We start from the raw sequence: 19,985 nt of genomic DNA, 5'->3' as shown, positions 1-19,985 counted from the left end.
AATTCTATCTTTCCCCAAGTCTTAAATTAGGTTTTGCATTTATATCCATCTTTGCAGTCTTACCTTTTAATAATTCAAAATAAGCTGCACTACCTATCATAGCTGCATTATCTGTACATAAAATTGGTTCTGGGAATAATATCTTTATTCCTTCTTTTCCCGCTTCTCTTATAAGATTTTCTCTTAATGCTGAATTTGATGCAACTCCCCCTGCTATTGCTATCTTATCAACATTTCTGCTTCTACATGTTTTAAGAACATTATCGGTTAATACTTCAACTACTGCTCTTTGGAAACTTGCTGCAACATCTGCTTTATTTACTTCTTCATTTTTCATTTCAGCTTTATTTAAATAATTAAGAACTGCTGATTTAACTCCACTAAATGAAAAATCTAAACTATTATCAGAAAAACTTGCTTTAGGGAACTTAATAGCTGAGCTATCTCCTTCTTTTGCTAATTTATCTATTTTAGGACCACCTGGATATCCAAGCCCTAAAGCTCTAGCAACTTTATCAAATGCTTCTCCTGCAGCATCATCCCTTGTTTCCCCTATGATTTCATAATCACCATGATCCTTAGTATGAACTATAAAAGTATGTCCTCCTGAAACTACTAAACATATGAAAGGAGGTTCTAAATCTTTATGTGCTATAAAATTAGCTGATATATGTCCTTCTATATGATTAACACCTATTAAAGGCTTTCCTGTTGAATATGCTAATCCTTTAGCATATTGAAGACCAACAAGAAGTGCTCCAACAAGTCCTGGACCATAAGTTACCCCTATAGCATCAATATCATCTAAAGTCATATTAGCTTTTTCTAAAGCTTCTTCAACTACTCCATTTATAACTTCAATATGCATTCTTGAAGCTACTTCAGGAACAACTCCTCCAAATTTTTTATGAGTATCTATTTGTGATGAAATTACATTTGATAAAACTTCTCTTCCATTAACAACTACAGCAGCAGCTGTTTCATCACAACTACTCTCAATTGCTAAAATTACTTTTCTCTCCATTATTTATTACCTCGTCTATATTAAAATCATTTACTATATATTAAATTTATTGTCATTAAGTATTATACTTTATAGCTTTGCCACATTCAATAAACTCTAGTACAATATTAATATTGCCTTATTGTTTAATTAACAAAGTAGGCAATACTTAAAAGTATTTTTACATTTAGGAGGTTTTTATGACAATACCATATGCAAAAGTAATTGTTAAAGGTTCACCTATAACTAAATCAAATTTTAAATTACATAATTCTAAAGGAAGAGCTATTCTCCCTTCTAACACTGGTAAAGCTTATGATAAATATGCAAATTATGAAGAAGAAATATCATATGAAGCTAGAATACAAAATCCTAATATAGTTTTAGAAGAGTCTTTAATTGCAGTTCTTAAAGTATACTATAAGAGTTCTAAAAGACATCCTGATACAAGTAATATAACTAAGAGTATTTTTGATGGAATCGAAAAAAGTGGAATTATACTAAATGATGTACAAATAAGAAAAATAATAATTGAAGAATTTTATGACAAAGATTGTCCCCGTTTTGAGCTTGAACTATTTGGAGAAAGCTATTACAATTTTGATTATGCTATAAATAAAAATAGCGAACCTAAAGAGAAGATTTTGTATAACCCAAAAAGCAAAAGTACTATATCTCAAAACAAAAAAGATACAAAAACAAAAGAGGACAAGTTATCTGATTTAAATAAAGATATAAAGATATGTGACTTATGTAAAAAAGAATTAAAAGCAGGAGAGTTTTTTACTGCTAACAAAGGAACGACAACAATATGTAAAAAATGTCTAACTAAAACATTTTAATGACAGAAAGGTAGTGTAAAAAATATGAACATAACATGTATTGGAGATTCCCTAACAAAAGGATACGGTGTTGCTAGAGAATATGCTTGGGTTACTAAGCTTGGAGAAGCTCTAAATTGTCCTGTAAATAATAAAGGTGTTGTAGGAGATACTACAGCAGGTATACTTTCAAGATTTACAAGAGATGTTGTAAATAATCAATCAACTCATGTAATTTTAATGGCTGGTTCAAATGATTCAATCGTTGGAAGAAGTCCTAGAATTATATTTAATAACATAAAGAAACTTATAGATGAAGCAGCAGCTAATAATATAACTACAATTGTACTTGGTGCTCCTAAAATACATATAGAACTTGCATCTCAATTATGGGATAAAAGAATCGATTATGAAAAATCAAATGAAATAATTAATGGCTTAAACACTCTATTAAAAGAATACTGTTTAGCTCAAAATATAACTTTCTTAAACCTTGCTACTTTAATTCCAGTAGATACTATTTACTATACTGATGGAATTCACTTAAGTACACAAGGAAATGAATTAATATTTAATAAAGTAAAGGATAAATTAGCCTAGGCTAATTTATCCCTTTTTAAATTTCATTACAATATTTAACTACAATCTCTCCAACTTCTTTTCCTTGCTTAGCACATCTATGAGCTCTACAATATCCTTTTACTACACCACCAGCCGCAAATATACCTTCTACATTAGTATTAAAATTCTCATCAATCTCTATACCAAGATCTTCATTAACATTTAATCCTATCATATCCCCAAGTTTTTTATCTGGTAAATAATTCACTGATATTAATAAAGAATCACACTCTATATTTTCCAAAACTGCTAATTGTTCTTCATTATGATCTTCAATCTTAGAAACTGATACTTCCTCTATTCTTTCATTTCCCATAACTTCACTAACCCTATATCCAAACATAACAGGAATATTAAAGTCTTTTACTATTTTTCTTGAACTTTCCTCTTTAGCTCTAAGATCTGTATTACTTTCTATAATGGCTCTAATATTTGCACCTTCAACTATTAATCTTCTAGCAACAAGAAGTGTACTATCACTACTTCCTAAAATAACTATATTCTTACCCGGTAAATATCCTTGATTATTAATAAACTTATGTGCTACACCAACAGTATAAACCCCTGCAAACTTATTAAGAGGAATACTTATATTTCCTGAAAATAGCTCTCTAATACCAGTTGCAATAATAATAGCCTTTGCACTTACTTCAATAACTCCCTCTTTTGGATTAACATAAGAAATAATTTTTTCTTTAGTTATAGAAATAACAGTAGTTTCTAATCTAAAATCAATATCAAGATCATGAACCAAATCTACAAATTTTTGAGAATATTCACTTCCTGTCATAACAGTCTCATTATCATTATCTATAAATCCAAAATGTATACATTGATTTAAAGTTCCACCAAGTTGCTCTTCTCTCTCTAAAAGAAGTATTTTCATATTCTTATCTTGTTTTTTAATTTCTATAGCAGCTGACATCCCAGCAGGACCTGCTCCTATAATAATTACATCATAATCCATAATTACGCCCTTTCTAAGTAAATAATATTACCTACAAACTAAACTTCTATATTAATAAATATTATTTCTAAAAATATAAAAGTCTAAGTATATCTTATATACTTAGACTTTTATTATCCTATTTATATTCTAGTATTATTTTTTTCTTTGTTCAACTGATTTATTCCAAAGACTAACAAAATCTCCTGTTGCCCATTCAGCCATAACAGAAATATCACCCTTATCTATTGGAATGGTCATTAATGGTTTTTCATCAATATCACCATTAGAAAGATCATACACCTTTAAACTATTATCATTCATAATAACAATAAAGTTTCCATTAGGTGAACTAAATGCATCATTAGCATTTGGCTCTATCTCCTTAAGTTTATTCCAACTAACAGGCAGTGAATCATAATTTACTAAAGTTCCTACTGGAGAAATATCTATATCAAAAGGTAAATCACTTACACCTAATGTTTTAGAATTAAGCATTCCATCTAAAACCCATCTAGCATTTTTCCTAAACATAGTTATATCACTCATATTTTGTTCCTGTAAATTATACTGTTCAAGAACTGAACTTGATTTACTTGCAATAAATTTTTCTCTACTATTAATATAAGCATTTTGTCCTTTAGTTCCAAATAAGCTTACCATATCAAGACTCTTATTACTATCAATACTATCTACTGGAATAATTCTATAATCATCAAATGAACTATTAAAATTATTGTTATTATAATACTCAAGACCTATATAATCTTTACCTACAAAAGTAATTTCTCTTCTGATTGTATTTGGAACTACACTACTCTGAACTATAGATTTACCATTCTTATTTTCACTGCTAACAGTTAAAATATTAACTGGCTTCTTATCTTGATAAGAATCAACCATATTAATTTCAGAGAATCCTCCATTAATTCTTGGTAAAAGAAGTCCATTTAAGAAAATAGGTTCTTGTAACTTTCCATTTATCATACTAATCCATACAGTCTTATATACAGCATTTTTTATCTTTCCATCAGATCCTAAAGTAGCAGGTTCTTTTAGTCCTATAAGGACTCCTGTATCTTGCATCTTTTTCTTATAAGCATATTCCTTAGATGTTTTATCATTAGCAGCCTTAATTTCATTCTCATCAAGATTAGTTGAAATTCTCTTAACCTGTAATAAGTCACCCACTGCATAAATATAACCCTCTTTATCATTCTTTAAAATAAAATCTAAATAAAGATTTGTATTATTTGAAATAGTAATTATATTCATGAAACCATCATCTAAAGGCACTCCATTTACTACACTATCAAAAGCTGGTGGTAGATAATTTTTCTTAATTACCCTCTTAAACTTAAACTTAGGGTTATCTATTTCTAAATCACCAGCAATAGCAACGTCTCTAGATATAGTAATCATTGGTTTTTGTATATCCTGAATCTTTTTCAATTGACTATCTTCACCAATAGTATACTGTGCTGTTACTTCCCAAGTCCCATCTATATCTAACGGTTTTGATGTAGGTGCCATTATTTTATTTTCTTCAAGTTGATCGCTTTTAAAACAACTTGTTAAAGCAAATGCAACTACCAAAGTAAAAAATAAAACTACTACTTTTTTCATGCTTGAAATCCTTTCATACTTCTATTCCTCAATCTCATCAAATTTAGGAAGAGTTATAGAAATTTTTGTTCCAACACCAAGTTCACTTTCAATATCGAAAGTTCCCTTATGTAATTTTATTATTTCATCACAAATTGATAATCCTATACCATTTTGTGATTTTGAGTTCTTTCCTTTAAAGAACTTTTCTTTAACCTTTGGAAGCTCTTCTTTGCTTATACCACATCCATTATCTTCAACAATCATAACTGCACTATCTTCTTGATTTTTTAAAGTAAGAGAGATTGTTCCACCTTCATCAGTAAACTTAAATGCATTATCTATAAGATTAATAAATACTTGTTTTAATCTATCTCTATCTCCATTGATAAATACATCTTGATTACATTTACTAATTTTAAATTCTTTATTTTCTCTAACAGCTCTTGGTTCCATATACATCTTAAGATATTGAGTAAAATCATTAAGCTCCATTTCCTCTTTCTTAAGCTTTATTCTTCCACTAACAAACTTAGAGAAATCAAGTAATTCTTCAACCATATGGCTAAGTCTATCAGCTTCTTTTTCAATAATATTGAAACCTTGCTTTAAAGTTTCTTTATCAGTATTATCATTATTTAAAATAATAGCCCATCCTTTAATTGAAGTTAAAGGAGTTCTAAGTTCATGAGATATTGATGATATAAAATCATTCTTTAATTCTTCTCTCTTCTTAATTTCATCAGCCATAAAATTAAGAGTATATGCAAGCTTTCCAATTTCATCTTCTGTCTCTATTTTATTTTTTGCATTGAGATTTCCTTTAGCTATTTCTTCTGATGTTTCAGTCAAAGTCCTTAAAGGATTTACTATACCATTAGCAAGGAAATAACTTATACCTATTCCAATAATAAGAACAGCAATTCCTATTATTATAAATACAGCAGCAAATTTTAGAATAAAATTATTTATTCCTTCTAAAGAAGTTATATATCTAACTGCTCCAACTATTTTACCTTTACTCTCTAAGGGATACGAAATAGCCATTACTTTTTCATCACTATATTCAACGTGTCCAACCCATTCTCCTACTCCACCTTCTAATGCTTTTTTAACATCAGAAGGCTCAGGACCATGTTTATCTACACCAAGCGAATCCATAAGTAGTACTCCATTATTATTATAAATTTGTACTTGTGCATCAGTTTGCTGCCAGAATATATCTTTATCCTCATAAACATTATATTCTAAAGAATTTTCATATAAATATTTATCATAAAAATCAGCAGCTATTTTGATTTGGCTCTTAAGTATATCTTCAGTTCCTTGATAATAATATCTAGTAATAAATATTAAAAACATAACTGACACTATAAGTATGGTTACAGAAACAACTAAAACGAAGCTCTTAACTAACCTACTTTTTATACTTTTCATCTACATACCTCTATCTCTTCCATCTATATCCTGTTCCCCATATAGTTTCTATGTATTTTGGTTTTGAAGGTACTTCTTCTATCTTTGCTCTAAGTCTTCTTATATTAACGTCAACTATCTTAGGATCTCCAAAGAAGTCAATTCCCCAAACTAAATTTAAAAGCTCATCTCTAGTAAATGCCTTACCTGGATTTTGTAAAAATATCTTCATAAGTAAGAATTCTTTTGGAGTTACATCTATTTCTACATCATTTTTAAATAAACTTTGTGAATATAGATCTAATAAGAATTCTTCTGACTTAATTGTATTTTCATCTTCTATCTTATAATCTTCAAGTCTTCTAATTAAAGCCTTAACTCTTAATGTAATTTCTAATGGATTAAAAGGCTTAACAACATAGTCATCAGCACCATATTGAAGTCCCATTATCTTATCCATATCTTCTCCTTTTGCAGTTAACATTATTATTCCTATGTTAGGGAACTTTTCTCTTAATTGTTGACATACTGTAAATCCATCTATTCCAGGAAGCATAACATCAAGTATAGCTATATCTGGTTTTTCAATAGCAGCTCTTCTTATTCCTTCTTCACCGTTTTCACATTCAATAACAGTAAACTTTTCTCTTTGGAAGTTTATCTTTAAAAATCCTCTTATACTTTCTTCATCTTCTACTAATAAAATCTTCATATTCTTTAATCCTCCGTAACAATTATATACATATATTATATATCATAATTCAATATTATAAAAATAATTAATATAAATAAAATAGAAAGTAATCTTTTACCTCCTATTCTCAATAAAATTTATTAATTAAATCTATTATTTCTACTCTAAAGTAATTGTAAACAAAGCTAAATTCAAATATTCCCCATGATTATTATATAACAAAATATAAAAGGTCTAAATAACAAACTAATTACATTAATATTATTATATTACAAAATTTTTTTATTATTTTTAATATATCTTTTAATTTATACTTTACTAAAGCTTAATCTATATATTATAGATTAATATTATAATTATATAATAAAATAAAAAATCTATATGAAATCAATTAAGATATCATATAGATCTAAAAATTTGGCTCCAGAAGTGGGACTCGAACCCACAACCTCTCGGTTAACAGCCGATTGCTCCACCATTGAGCTATTCCGGATTATTATTTTATTATTCTTAAATTACATATAAATTATATTTATTCTTTTTTTGGTCAAGCCCTCGTTCTATTAGTATCAGTCAGCTAAACATGTTACCATGCGTACACCTCTGACCTATCAACCTCCTGTTCTCGAAGGGAACTTACTAGCTTACGCTATGGGAAATCTCATCTTGAGGGGGGCTTCATACTTAGATGCTTTCAGTATTTATCCCTTCCCGACTTAGCTACCCAGCTATGCTCTTGGCAGAACAACTGGTGCACCAGAGGTCAGTCCATCCCGGTCCTCTCGTACTAAGGACAGCTCCTCTCAAATTTCCTACGCCCGCGACGGATAGGGACCGAACTGTCTCACGACGTTCTGAACCCAGCTCGCGTGCCGCTTTAATGGGCGAACAGCCCAACCCTTGGGACCTACTTCAGCCCCAGGATGCGACGAGCCGACATCGAGGTGCCAAACCTCCCCGTCGATGTGAACTCTTGGGGGAGATCAGCCTGTTATCCCCGAGGTAGCTTTTATCCGTTGAGCGATGGCCCTCCCACGAGGTACCACCGGATCACTAAGCCCGACTTTCGTCCCTGCTCGACCTGTATGTCTCGCAGTCAGGCTCCCTTATGCCTTTGCACTCTACGAACGATTTCCGACCGTTCTGAGGGAACCTTTGGGCGCCTCCGTTACTTTTTAGGAGGCGACCGCCCCAGTCAAACTGCCCACCTAACAATGTCCTGTGACCAGATTCATGGCCGCCAGTTAGAACTTCAGTAATGTCAGGGTGGTATCCCAAGGACGACTCCACCAAGTCTGACGACCTAGTTTCTCAGTCTCCCACCTATCCTGTACAGACAATACCAAAATTCAATGCTAAGCTACAGTAAAGCTCTACGGGGTCTTTCCGTCCAATCGCGGGTAACGAGCATCTTCACTCGTACTACAACTTCGCCGGATTCACAGTTGAGACAGTGCCCAATTCATTACGCCATTCGTGCGGGTCAGAACTTACCTGACAAGGAATTTCGCTACCTTAGGACCGTTATAGTTACGGCCGCCGTTTACTGGGGCTTAAGTTCATACCTTCGCTTGCGCTAAGCATTCCCCTTAACCTTCCAGCACCGGGCAGGCGTCAGCCCCTATACATCAGCTTACGCTTTAGCAGAGACCTGTGTTTTTGCTAAACAGTTGATTGGGCCTATTCTCTGCGGCCTACTCTCGTAGGCACCCCTTCTCCCGAAGTTACGGGGTCAATTTGCCGAGTTCCTTAACTGTGATTCATCCGCCGGCCTTAGGATTCTCTCCTCACCTACCTGTGTCGGTTTGCGGTACGGGCACTACTTCTCTCTCTAGATGCTTTTCTCGGCAGCGTAGAATCAGATACTTCGGTTCCGNCCCGAAGGAAACTTCATCGCTCGACTTGCATGTGTTAGGCACGCCGCCAGCGTTCATCCTGAGCCAGGATCAAACTCTCAATTTAAAAGTTTAATCTTAAGCTTAAAACATAAAAAGAATTGCTGGTTTACTTAATTTCTTCTGTTTAATTTTCAAAGACCTTTTAACAAGTTGCCTTTAAACAACTTATTCAGTTTAACAGCTTTTTAATGTTATGTCAATAACTTTTTTATCTTCTAAAAAATTTATTTTCTAAATTCTTTGTCGTTTTATGTCGTGTCATTAACGTATCTTATTCTAACATAATAAAATAGTTGATAAAATTATATTATTCATTTTATTAGAACTTATATTTATAATTCTTTATTTTTCTACACTTTTCTATGTAATTATTTTATCGATACACTAGGTGAAGTTTATTTGTTTTAAAACATTTTTAATGAAATTAACTAGCAAATTAATTAGTTATTATACATTGTAAATTAAAAATATAATTATCTACTTTAAACTTAAGTCTACCTTCTATTGGTATATTAAATTTCTATATAGCAAAAAAGTACTTGTATTACTACAAGTACTTTTTACCTTATATAGACCTGGCAACCACCTACTCTCCCACACAGCTGCCCGTGCAGTACCATCGGCCTCTAAAAGCTTAACCTTCGTGTTCGGAATGGGAACGGGTGTTACCTTAAAGAGCATCATCACCAGATTTTTGAGAAATTATTCTCTAAAAATTACACATATATATTTACCTTTTTCTTTTTGGTCAAGCCCTCGTTCTATTAGTATCAGTCAGCTAAACATGTTACCATGCGTACACCTCTGACCTATCAACCTCCTGTTCTCGAAGGGAACTTACTAGCTTACGCTATGGGAAATCTCATCTTGAGGGGGGCTTCATACTTAGATGCTTTCAGTATTTATCCCTTCCCGACTTAGCTACCCAGCTATGCTCTTGGCAGAACAACTGGTGCACCAGAGGTCAGTCCATCCCGGTCCTCTCGTACTAAGGACAGCTCCTCTCAAATTTCCTACGCCCGCGACGGATAGGGACCGAACTGTCTCACGACGTTCTGAACCCAGCTCGCGTGCCGCTTTAATGGGCGAACAGCCCAACCCTTGGGACCTACTTCAGCCCCAGGATGCGACGAGCCGACATCGAGGTGCCAAACCTCCCCGTCGATGTGAACTCTTGGGGGAGATCAGCCTGTTATCCCCGAGGTAGCTTTTATCCGTTGAGCGATGGCCCTCCCACGAGGTACCACCGGATCACTAAGCCCGACTTTCGTCCCTGCTCGACCTGTATGTCTCGCAGTCAGGCTCCCTTATGCCTTTGCACTCTACGAACGATTTCCGACCGTTCTGAGGGAACCTTTGGGCGCCTCCGTTACTTTTTAGGAGGCGACCGCCCCAGTCAAACTGCCCACCTAACAATGTCCTGTGACCAGATTCATGGCCGCCAGTTAGAACTTCAGTAATGTCAGGGTGGTATCCCAAGGAGGACTCCACCAAGTCTGACGACCTGGTTTCTCAGTCTCCCACCTATCCTGTACAGACAATACCAAAATTCAATGCTAAGCTACAGTAAAGCTCTACGGGGTCTTTCCGTCCAATCGCGGGTAACGAGCATCTTCACTCGTACTACAACTTCGCCGGATTCACAGTTGAGACAGTGCCCAATTCATTACGCCATTCGTGCGGGTCAGAACTTACCTGACAAGGAATTTCGCTACCTTAGGACCGTTATAGTTACGGCCGCCGTTTACTGGGGCTTAAGTTCATACCTTCGCTTGCGCTAAGCATTCCCCTTAACCTTCCAGCACCGGGCAGGCGTCAGCCCCTATACATCAGCTTACGCTTTAGCAGAGACCTGTGTTTTTGCTAAACAGTTGATTGGGCCTATTCTCTGCGGCCTACTCTCGTAGGCACCCCTTCTCCCGAAGTTACGGGGTCAATTTGCCGAGTTCCTTAACTGTGATTCATCCGCCGGCCTTAGGATTCTCTCCTCACCTACCTGTGTCGGTTTGCGGTACGGGCACTACTTCTCTCTCTAGATGCTTTTCTCGGCAGCGTAGAATCAGATACTTCGGTTCCGTAGAACCTTCCCCATCACGCCTCAGAATTGCCATGGCGGATTTGCCTACCATGACTCCCTAAACGCTTAGACTAGCATATCCAACAGCTAGCACATCCTATCTTCCTGCGTCACACCATCGATAATAACGATTGTAGTGGTACTGGAATATCAACCAGTTGTCCATCGCTTACGCCTTTCGGCCTCAGCTTAGGTCCCGACTAACCCTCAGCGGACGAGCCTTCCTGAGGAAACCTTGGGTTTTCGGCCTGTGGGATTCTCACCCACATCTCGCTACTAATGCCAACATTCTCACTCGTAATCAGTCCACCGCTCCTTACGGTACGACTTCAGCCCGATTACGACGCTCCCCTACCAATTGAATAAATTCAATTCCGTAGCTTCGGTGGTAAGTTTTAGCCCCGAACATTTTCGGCGCAGGATCTCTTGACTAGTGAGCTATTACGCACTCTTTAAATGAGTGGCTGCTTCTGAGCCAACATCCTAGTTGTCTTAGAAATCCCACATCCTTTTCCACTTAACTTACACTTTGGGACCTTAGCTGACGATCTGGGCTGTTTCCCTTTCGACCATGGATCTTATCATTCACAGTCTGACTGCCGGAGTAAAAGTATATGGCATTCGGAGTTTGATAAGGTTCGGTAAGCGCTATGCCCCCTAGCCCATTCAGTGCTCTACCTCCATTACTCAATGTTCCGACGCTAGCCCTAAAGCTATTTCGGGGAGAACCAGCTATATCCGAGTTCGATTGGAATTTCTCCGCTATCCACAAGTCATCCCATACTTTTTCAACAGTAACGTGGTTCGGTCCTCCACGAAGTTTTACCTTCGCTTCAACCTGCTCATGGATAGGTCACCCGGTTTCGGGTCTACGGCATGCAACTAGTCGCCCTATTCAGACTTGGTTTCCCTTCGGCTCCGTACCTTAAGTACTTAACCTCGCTACATACCGTAACTCGTTGGCTCGTTCTACAAAAAGCACATCATCGCGCTCATAAGGCGCTTTGATCGGTTGTGGACATACGGTTTCAGGTTCTATTTCACTCCCCTCCCGGGGTTCTTTTCACCTTTCCCTCACGGTACTGCTTCACTATCGGTCATCAAGTAGTATTTAGTCTTGGGAGGTGGTCCTCCCTGCTTCCCACAAGGTTCCTCGTGTCTCGTGGTACTCTGGATTATAACTCGTTATTTGTTCGTTTAACCTACAGGACTATTACCTCCTACGGTAGAGCTTTCCAACTCTCTTCGGTTACAAACTCTTAACTTTGATGTTATATCCTCAACCCCAGAAACAAGTTTCTGGTTTGGACTCTTTCCTTTTCGCTCGCCGCTACTAAGAAAATCGATTTTTCTTTCTCTTCCTCTAGGTACTTAGATGTTTCAGTTCCCTAGGTGTTCCCTCCTTAAGCTATGTATTCACTTAAGGATACATGGGGTTACCCATGTGAGTTTCCTCATTCGGAGATCTCCGGATCTCAGGCTATTTGCGCCTACCCGAAGCTTATCGCAGCTTATCACGTCCTTCATCGGCTCTTGATGCCAAGGCATTCACCGTACGCCCTTTGTAGCTTGACCTATTAGTCAATTACGGATTATTTTTATATCTCGTAAATTTACAAAGAATTATATTTAAATTAGTTTTTCAACTAATTCGGCTTCATTATATATGTGTAATTTTCAAAGAACAATTTTGAGTAACCAAAAGGTTTCTCAAAATTAAACAGAGAATTAAGTAGCATTCTTTTTGCTTTTATTTTTTGTCTTTCTAGTTATCCTAGAAAGTTAATTCCTTAGAAAGGAGGTGATCCAGCCGCAGGTTCTCCTACGGCTACCTTGTTACGACTTCACCCCAATCGCTGACCCTACCTTAGGCCGCTGCCTCCTTGCGGTTAGCTCACGGACGTTGGGTATTGCCAACTCTCATGGTGTGACGGGCGGTGTGTACAAGACCCGGGAACGTATTCACCGCGACATTCTGATTCGCGATTACTAGCAACTCCGGCTTCATGAAGGCGAGTTTCAGCCTTCAATCCGAACTGGGACAGGTTTTGTGGGATTTGCTCCACCTCACGGTCTTGCGTCTCTCTGTACCTGCCATTGTAGCACGTGTGTAGCCCTACACATAAGGGGCATGATGATTTGACGTCGTCCCCACCTTCCTCCTGGTTAACCCAGGCAGTCTCGCTAGAGTGCTCAACTTAATGGTAGCAACTAACAATAGGGGTTGCGCTCGTTGCGGGACTTAACCCAACATCTCACGACACGAGCTGACGACAACCATGCACCACCTGTCACCTTGTCTCCGAAGAGATTTCCCCGATTAAGGGTAATGCAAGGGATGTCAAGTGTAGGTAAGGTTCTTCGCGTTGCTTCGAATTAAACCACATGCTCCGCTGCTTGTGCGGGTCCCCGTCAATTCCTTTGAGTTTTAATCTTGCGACCGTACTCCCCAGGCGGAATACTTAATGCGTTAGCGGCGGCACAGAGGTATCGAAACCCCTACACCTAGTATTCATCGTTTACGGCGTGGACTACCAGGGTATCTAATCCTGTTCGCTCCCCACGCTTTCGAGCCTCAGCGTCAGTTACAGTCCAGAGAGTCGCCTTCGCCACTGGTGTTCTTCCTAATCTCTACGCATTTCACCGCTACACTAGGAATTCCACTCTCCTCTCCTGCACTCTAGATACTCAGTTTGGAATGCAGTACTCGGGTTGAGCCCAAGTATTTCACATCCCACTTAAGTATCCGCCTACGCTCCCTTTACGCCCAATAAATCCGGATAACGCTCGCCACCTACGTATTACCGCGGCTGCTGGCACGTAGTTAGCCGTGGCTTCCTCCTTAGGTACTGTCATTATCATCCCTAAAGACAGAGCTTTACGATCCGAAGACCTTCATCGCTCACGCGGCGTTGCTGCATCAGAGTTTCCTCCATTGTGCAATATTCCCCACTGCTGCCTCCCGTAGGAGTCTGGGCCGTGTCTCAGTCCCAATGTGGCCGATCACCCTCTCAGGTCGGCTACGCATCGTCGTCTTGGTAGGCCGTTACCCCACCAACTAACTAATGCGACGCGGGTCCATCTCATAGCGGATTGCTCCTTTGATTATCAAGTGATGCCACTCGATAATATTATGCGGTATTAATCTTCCTTTCGGAAGGCTATTCCCCTCTATGAGGCAGGTTACCCACGTGTTACTCACCCGTCCGCCGCTAATCCGTTCCCCGAAGGAAACTTCATCGCTCGACTTGCATGTGTTAGGCACGCCGCCAGCGTTCATCCTGAGCCAGGATCAAACTCTCAATTTAAAAGTTTAATCTTAAGCTTAAAACATAAAAAGAATTGCTGGTTTACTTAATTTCTTCTGTTTAATTTTCAAAGACCTTTTAACAAGTTGCCTTTAAACAACTTATTCAGTTTAACAGCTTTTTAATGTTATGTCAATAACTTTTTTATCTTCTAAAAAATTTATTTTCTAAATTCTTTGTCGTTTTATGTCGTGTCATTAACGTATCTTATTCTAACATAATAAAATAGTTGATAAAATTATATTATTCATTTTATTAGAACTTATATTTATAATTCTTTATTTTTCTACACTTTTCTATGTAATTATTTTATCGATACACTAGGTGAAGTTTATTTGTTTTAAAACATTTTTAATGAAATTAACTAGCAAATTAATTAGTTATTATACATTGTAAATTAAAAATATAATTATCTACTTTAAACTTAAGTCTACCTTCTATTGGTATATTAAATTTCTATATAGCAAAAAAGTACTTGTATTACTACAAGTACTTTTTACCTTATTAAGACCTGGCAACCACCTACTCTCCCACACAGCTGCCCGTGCAGTACCATCGGCCTCTAAAAGCTTAACCTTCGTGTTCGGAATGGGAACGGGTGTTACCTTAAAGAGCATCATCACCAGATTTTTGAGAAATTATTCTCTAAAAATTACACATATATATTTACCTTTTTCTTTTTGGTCAAGCCCTCGTTCTATTAGTATCAGTCAGCTAAACATGTTACCATGCGTACACCTCTGACCTATCAACCTCCTGTTCTCGAAGGGAACTTACTAGCTTACGCTATGGGAAATCTCATCTTGAGGGGGGCTTCATACTTAGATGCTTTCAGTATTTATCCCTTCCCGACTTAGCTACCCAGCTATGCTCTTGGCAGAACAACTGGTGCACCAGAGGTCAGTCCATCCCGGTCCTCTCGTACTAAGGACAGCTCCTCTCAAATTTCCTACGCCCGCGACGGATAGGGACCGAACTGTCTCACGACGTTCTGAACCCAGCTCGCGTGCCGCTTTAATGGGCGAACAGCCCAACCCTTGGGACCTACTTCAGCCCCAGGATGCGACGAGCCGACATCGAGGTGCCAAACCTCCCCGTCGATGTGAACTCTTGGGGGAGATCAGCCTGTTATCCCCGAGGTAGCTTTTATCCGTTGAGCGATGGCCCTCCCACGAGGTACCACCGGATCACTAAGCCCGACTTTCGTCCCTGCTCGACCTGTATGTCTCGCAGTCAGGCTCCCTTATGCCTTTGCACTCTACGAACGATTTCCGACCGTTCTGAGGGAACCTTTGGGCGCCTCCGTTACTTTTTAGGAGGCGACCGCCCCAGTCAAACTGCCCACCTAACAATGTCCTGTGACCAGATTCATGGCCGCCAGTTAGAACTTCAGTAATGTCAGGGTGGTATCCCAAGGATGACTCCACTAAGTCTGACGACCTAGTTTCTCAGTCTCCCACCTATCCTGTACAGACAATACCAAAATTCAATGCTAAGCTACAGTAAAGCTCTACGGGGTCTTTCCGTCCAATCGCGGGTAACGAGCATCTTCACTCGTACTACAACTTCGCCGGATTCACAGTTGAGACAGTGCCCAATTCATTACGCCATTCGTGCGGGTCAGAACTTACCTGACAAGGAATTTCGCTACCTTAGGACCGTTATAGTTACGGCCGCCGTTTACTGGGGCTTAAGTTCATACCTTCGCTTGCGCTAAGCATTCCCCTTAACCTTCCAGCACCGGGCAGGCGTCAGCCCCTATACATCAGCTTACGCTTTAGCAGAGACCTGTGTTTTTGCTAAACAGTTGATTGGGCCTATTCTCTGCGGCCTACTCTCGTAGGCACCCCTTCTCCCGAAGTTACGGGGTCAATTTGCCGAGTTCCTTAACTGTGATTCATCCGCCGGCCTTAGGATTCTCTCCTCACCTACCTGTGTCGGTTTGCGGTACGGGCACTACTTCTCTCTCTAGATGCTTTTCTCGGCAGCGTAGAATCAGATACTTCGGTTCCGTAGAACCTTCCCCATCACGCCTCAGAATTGCCATGGCGGATTTGCCTACCATGACTCCCTAAACGCTTAGACTAGCATATCCAACAGCTAGCACATCCTATCTTCCTGCGTCACACCATCGATAATAACGATTGTAGTGGTACTGGAATATCAACCAGTTGTCCATCGCTTACGCCTTTCGGCCTCAGCTTAGGTCCCGACTAACCCTCAGCGGACGAGCCTTCCTGAGGAAACCTTGGGTTTTCGGCCTGTGGGATTCTCACCCACATCTCGCTACTAATGCCAACATTCTCACTCGTAATCAGTCCACCGCTCCTTACGGTACGACTTCAGCCCGATTACGACGCTCCCCTACCAATTGAATAAATTCAATTCCGTAGCTTCGGTGGTAAGTTTTAGCCCCGAACATTTTCGGCGCAGGATCTCTTGACTAGTGAGCTATTACGCACTCTTTAAATGAGTGGCTGCTTCTGAGCCAACATCCTAGTTGTCTTAGAAATCCCACATCCTTTTCCACTTAACTTACACTTTGGGACCTTAGCTGACGATCTGGGCTGTTTCCCTTTCGACCATGGATCTTATCATTCACAGTCTGACTGCCGGAGTAAAAGTATATGGCATTCGGAGTTTGATAAGGTTCGGTAAGCGCTATGCCCCCTAGCCCATTCAGTGCTCTACCTCCATTACTCAATGTTCCGACGCTAGCCCTAAAGCTATTTCGGGGAGAACCAGCTATATCCGAGTTCGATTGGAATTTCTCCGCTATCCACAAGTCATCCCATACTTTTTCAACAGTAACGTGGTTCGGTCCTCCACGAAGTTTTACCTTCGCTTCAACCTGCTCATGGATAGGTCACCCGGTTTCGGGTCTACGGCATGCAACTAGTCGCCCTATTCAGACTTGGTTTCCCTTCGGCTCCGTACCTTAAGTACTTAACCTCGCTACATACCGTAACTCGTTGGCTCGTTCTACAAAAAGCACATCATCGCGCTCATAAGGCGCTTTGATCGGTTGTGGACATACGGTTTCAGGTTCTATTTCACTCCCCTCCCGGGGTTCTTTTCACCTTTCCCTCACGGTACTGCTTCACTATCGGTCATCAAGTAGTATTTAGTCTTGGGAGGTGGTCCTCCCTGCTTCCCACAAGGTTCCTCGTGTCTCGTGGTACTCTGGATTATAACTCGTTATTTGTTCGTTTAACCTACAGGACTATTACCTCCTACGGTAGAGCTTTCCAACTCTCTTCGGTTACAAACTCTTAACTTTGATGTTATATCCTCAACCCCAGAAACAAGTTTCTGGTTTGGACTCTTTCCTTTTCGCTCGCCGCTACTAAGAAAATCGATTTTTCTTTCTCTTCCTCTAGGTACTTAGATGTTTCAGTTCCCTAGGTGTTCCCTCCTTAAGCTATGTATTCACTTAAGGATACATGGGGTTACCCATGTGAGTTTCCTCATTCGGAGATCTCCGGATCTCAGGCTATTTGCGCCTACCCGAAGCTTATCGCAGCTTATCACGTCCTTCATCGGCTCTTGATGCCAAGGCATTCACCGTACGCCCTTTGTAGCTTGACCTATTAGTCAATTACGGATTATTTTTATATCTCGTAAATTTACAAAGAATATAGTAAATTAGATTAGTTTAAACTAATTTGACTTTATTATAATTTATATGTAATTTTAAAAGAACAATATGGTGGGTCTAAGTGGACTCGAACCACCGACCTCACGCTTATCAGGCGTGCGCTCTAACCACCTGAGCTATAGACCCATATTGATAAATGGTGGAGGTAAGGAGATTCGAACTCCTGACCCCTTGCGTGCAAGGCAAGTGCTCTCCCAACTGAGCTATACCCCCATCTTAAAGGATTAAGTCCTTCAAAATTAAACAGAAAATTAAGTAGCATTCTTGTTGTTTTTTTATTTTTGTCTTTCTAGTTATCCTAANATTACGGATTATTTTTATATCTCGTAAATTTACAAAGAATTATATTTAAATTAGTTTTTCAACTAATTCGGCTTCATTATATATGTGTAATTTTCAAAGAACAATTTTGAGTAACCAAAAGGTTTCTCAAAATTAAACAGAGAATTAAGTAGCATTCTTTTTGCTTTTATTTTTTGTCTTTCTAGTTATCCTAGAAAGTTAATTCCTTAGAAAGGAGGTGATCCAGCCGCAGGTTCTCCTACGGCTACCTTGTTACGACTTCACCCCAATCGCTGACCCTACCTTAGGCCGCTGCCTCCTTGCGGTTAGCTCACGGACGTTGGGTATTGCCAACTCTCATGGTGTGACGGGCGGTGTGTACAAGACCCGGGAACGTATTCACCGCGACATTCTGATTCGCGATTACTAGCAACTCCGGCTTCATGAAGGCGAGTTTCAGCCTTCAATCCGAACTGGGACAGGTTTTATGGGATTTGCTCCACCTCACGGTCTTGCTTCTCTCTGTACCTGCCATTGTAGCACGTGTGTAGCCCTACACATAAGGGGCATGATGATTTGACGTCGTCCCCACCTTCCTCCTGGTTAACCCAGGCAGTCTCGCTAGAGTGCTCAACTTAATGGTAGCAACTAACAATAGGGGTTGCGCTCGTTGCGGGACTTAACCCAACATCTCACGACACGAGCTGACGACAACCATGCACCACCTGTCACCTTGTCTCCGAAGAGATTTCCCCGATTAAGGGTAATGCAAGGGATGTCAAGTGTAGGTAAGGTTCTTCGCGTTGCTTCGAATTAAACCACATGCTCCGCTGCTTGTGCGGGTCCCCGTCAATTCCTTTGAGTTTTAATCTTGCGACCGTACTCCCCAGGCGGAATACTTAATGCGTTAGCGGCGGCACAGAGGTATCGAAACCCCTACACCTAGTATTCATCGTTTACGGCGTGGACTACCAGGGTATCTAATCCTGTTCGCTCCCCACGCTTTCGAGCCTCAGCGTCAGTTACAGTCCAGAGAGTCGCCTTCGCCACTGGTGTTCTTCCTAATCTCTACGCATTTCACCGCTACACTAGGAATTCCACTCTCCTCTCCTGCACTCTAGATACTCAGTTTGGAATGCAGTACTCGGGTTGAGCCCAAGTATTTCACATCCCACTTAAGTATCCGCCTACGCTCCCTTTACGCCCAATAAATCCGGATAACGCTCGCCACCTACGTATTACCGCGGCTGCTGGCACGTAGTTAGCCGTGGCTTCCTCCTTAGGTACTGTCATTATCATCCCTAAAGACAGAGCTTTACGATCCGAAGACCTTCATCGCTCACGCGGCGTTGCTGCATCAGAGTTTCCTCCATTGTGCAATATTCCCCACTGCTGCCTCCCGTAGGAGTCTGGGCCGTGTCTCAGTCCCAATGTGGCCGATCACCCTCTCAGGTCGGCTACGCATCGTCGTCTTGGTAGGCCGTTACCCCACCAACTAACTAATGCGACGCGGGTCCATCTCATAGCGGATTGCTCCTTTGATTATCAAGTGATGCCACTCGATAATATTATGCGGTATTAATCTTCCTTTCGGAAGGCTATTCCCCTCTATGAGGCAGGTTACCCACGTGTTACTCACCCGTCCGCCGCTAATCC

The 19,985-nt window shown here is 39.6% G+C and carries 7 protein-coding genes, 3 tRNA genes, 6 rRNA genes and 2 other annotated features; of the genes, 2 read left to right on the top strand and 14 right to left on the bottom strand.

Annotated features, from left to right (window positions below; all coding sequences use genetic code 11):
• Nucleotides 1–4: 4 nt before the first annotated feature.
• Nucleotides 5–1,024: a tRNA (adenosine(37)-N6)-threonylcarbamoyltransferase complex transferase subunit TsaD gene (gene tsaD, locus BN8917_RS05540; RefSeq protein WP_066871691.1), complete on the bottom strand. Its 1,020-nt coding sequence runs from the start codon at nt 1,022–1,024 to the stop codon at nt 5–7.
• Nucleotides 1,025–1,203: 179 nt separating this feature from the next.
• Here tsaD and BN8917_RS05535 point away from each other — a divergent pair, with 179 nt between their 5' ends.
• Nucleotides 1,204–1,845: a RusA family crossover junction endodeoxyribonuclease gene (locus tag BN8917_RS05535; RefSeq protein ID WP_066871688.1), complete on the top strand. Its 642-nt coding sequence runs from the start codon at nt 1,204–1,206 to the stop codon at nt 1,843–1,845.
• A gap of 24 nt (nt 1,846–1,869) precedes the next feature.
• On the top strand, nt 1,870–2,424 hold the full coding sequence (locus BN8917_RS05530; protein WP_066871685.1) for a GDSL-type esterase/lipase family protein: 555 nt from the start codon (nt 1,870–1,872) through the stop codon (nt 2,422–2,424).
• A 16-nt stretch (nt 2,425–2,440) separates the two neighbouring features.
• On the opposite strand, the gene BN8917_RS05525 is transcribed toward BN8917_RS05530, so the two are convergent.
• The 13 genes from BN8917_RS05525 to BN8917_RS14860 form a co-directional block, all read right to left on the bottom strand.
• Complete coding sequence (locus BN8917_RS05525; RefSeq protein WP_066871682.1) at nt 2,441–3,412, bottom strand: NAD(P)/FAD-dependent oxidoreductase; 972 nt, start codon at nt 3,410–3,412, stop codon at nt 2,441–2,443.
• 135 nt (nt 3,413–3,547) lie between these two features.
• Complete coding sequence (locus BN8917_RS05520; RefSeq protein WP_066871679.1) at nt 3,548–5,017, bottom strand: hypothetical protein; 1,470 nt, start codon at nt 5,015–5,017, stop codon at nt 3,548–3,550.
• Nucleotides 5,018–5,038: 21 nt separating this feature from the next.
• Complete coding sequence (locus BN8917_RS05515; protein WP_066871676.1) at nt 5,039–6,433, bottom strand: sensor histidine kinase; 1,395 nt, start codon at nt 6,431–6,433, stop codon at nt 5,039–5,041.
• A gap of 10 nt (nt 6,434–6,443) precedes the next feature.
• Complete coding sequence (locus tag BN8917_RS05510) at nt 6,444–7,124, bottom strand: response regulator transcription factor (protein WP_066871673.1); 681 nt, start codon at nt 7,122–7,124, stop codon at nt 6,444–6,446.
• Nucleotides 7,125–7,524: 400 nt separating this feature from the next.
• Nucleotides 7,525–7,599, bottom strand: a tRNA-Asn gene (locus BN8917_RS05505).
• A gap of 62 nt (nt 7,600–7,661) precedes the next feature.
• Nucleotides 7,662–8,531 (bottom strand) — a sequence feature (23S ribosomal RNA rRNA prediction is too short).
• Between the two features lie 9 nt (nt 8,532–8,540).
• Nucleotides 8,541–9,232 (bottom strand) — a sequence feature (23S ribosomal RNA rRNA prediction is too short).
• Between the two features lie 345 nt (nt 9,233–9,577).
• Nucleotides 9,578–9,695 (bottom strand): 5S ribosomal RNA (rrf, locus tag BN8917_RS05500).
• Between the two features lie 53 nt (nt 9,696–9,748).
• A 23S ribosomal RNA gene (locus tag BN8917_RS05495) occupies nt 9,749–12,656 on the bottom strand.
• Between the two features lie 219 nt (nt 12,657–12,875).
• Nucleotides 12,876–14,389, bottom strand: a 16S ribosomal RNA gene (locus BN8917_RS05490).
• A 509-nt stretch (nt 14,390–14,898) separates the two neighbouring features.
• A 5S ribosomal RNA gene (gene rrf, locus BN8917_RS05485) occupies nt 14,899–15,016 on the bottom strand.
• Between the two features lie 53 nt (nt 15,017–15,069).
• Nucleotides 15,070–17,977 (bottom strand): 23S ribosomal RNA (locus tag BN8917_RS05480).
• A 119-nt stretch (nt 17,978–18,096) separates the two neighbouring features.
• Nucleotides 18,097–18,173, bottom strand: a tRNA-Ile gene (locus BN8917_RS05475).
• An 11-nt stretch (nt 18,174–18,184) separates the two neighbouring features.
• Nucleotides 18,185–18,260: transfer RNA gene (locus tag BN8917_RS05470), tRNA-Ala, on the bottom strand.
• 300 nt (nt 18,261–18,560) lie between these two features.
• Nucleotides 18,561–19,985: ribosomal RNA gene (locus BN8917_RS14860) — 16S ribosomal RNA — on the bottom strand.
• The 16S, 23S and 5S rRNA genes sit together here with 2 tRNA genes alongside, the layout of an rRNA operon.

Source organism: Clostridium mediterraneense (assembly GCF_900091705.1).
GTDB lineage: Bacteria > Bacillota > Clostridia > Clostridiales > Clostridiaceae > Sarcina > Sarcina mediterraneense.
The sequence above is the reverse complement of the archived record's forward strand: the minus strand, read 5'-3'. Positions and strand labels throughout refer to the sequence as shown.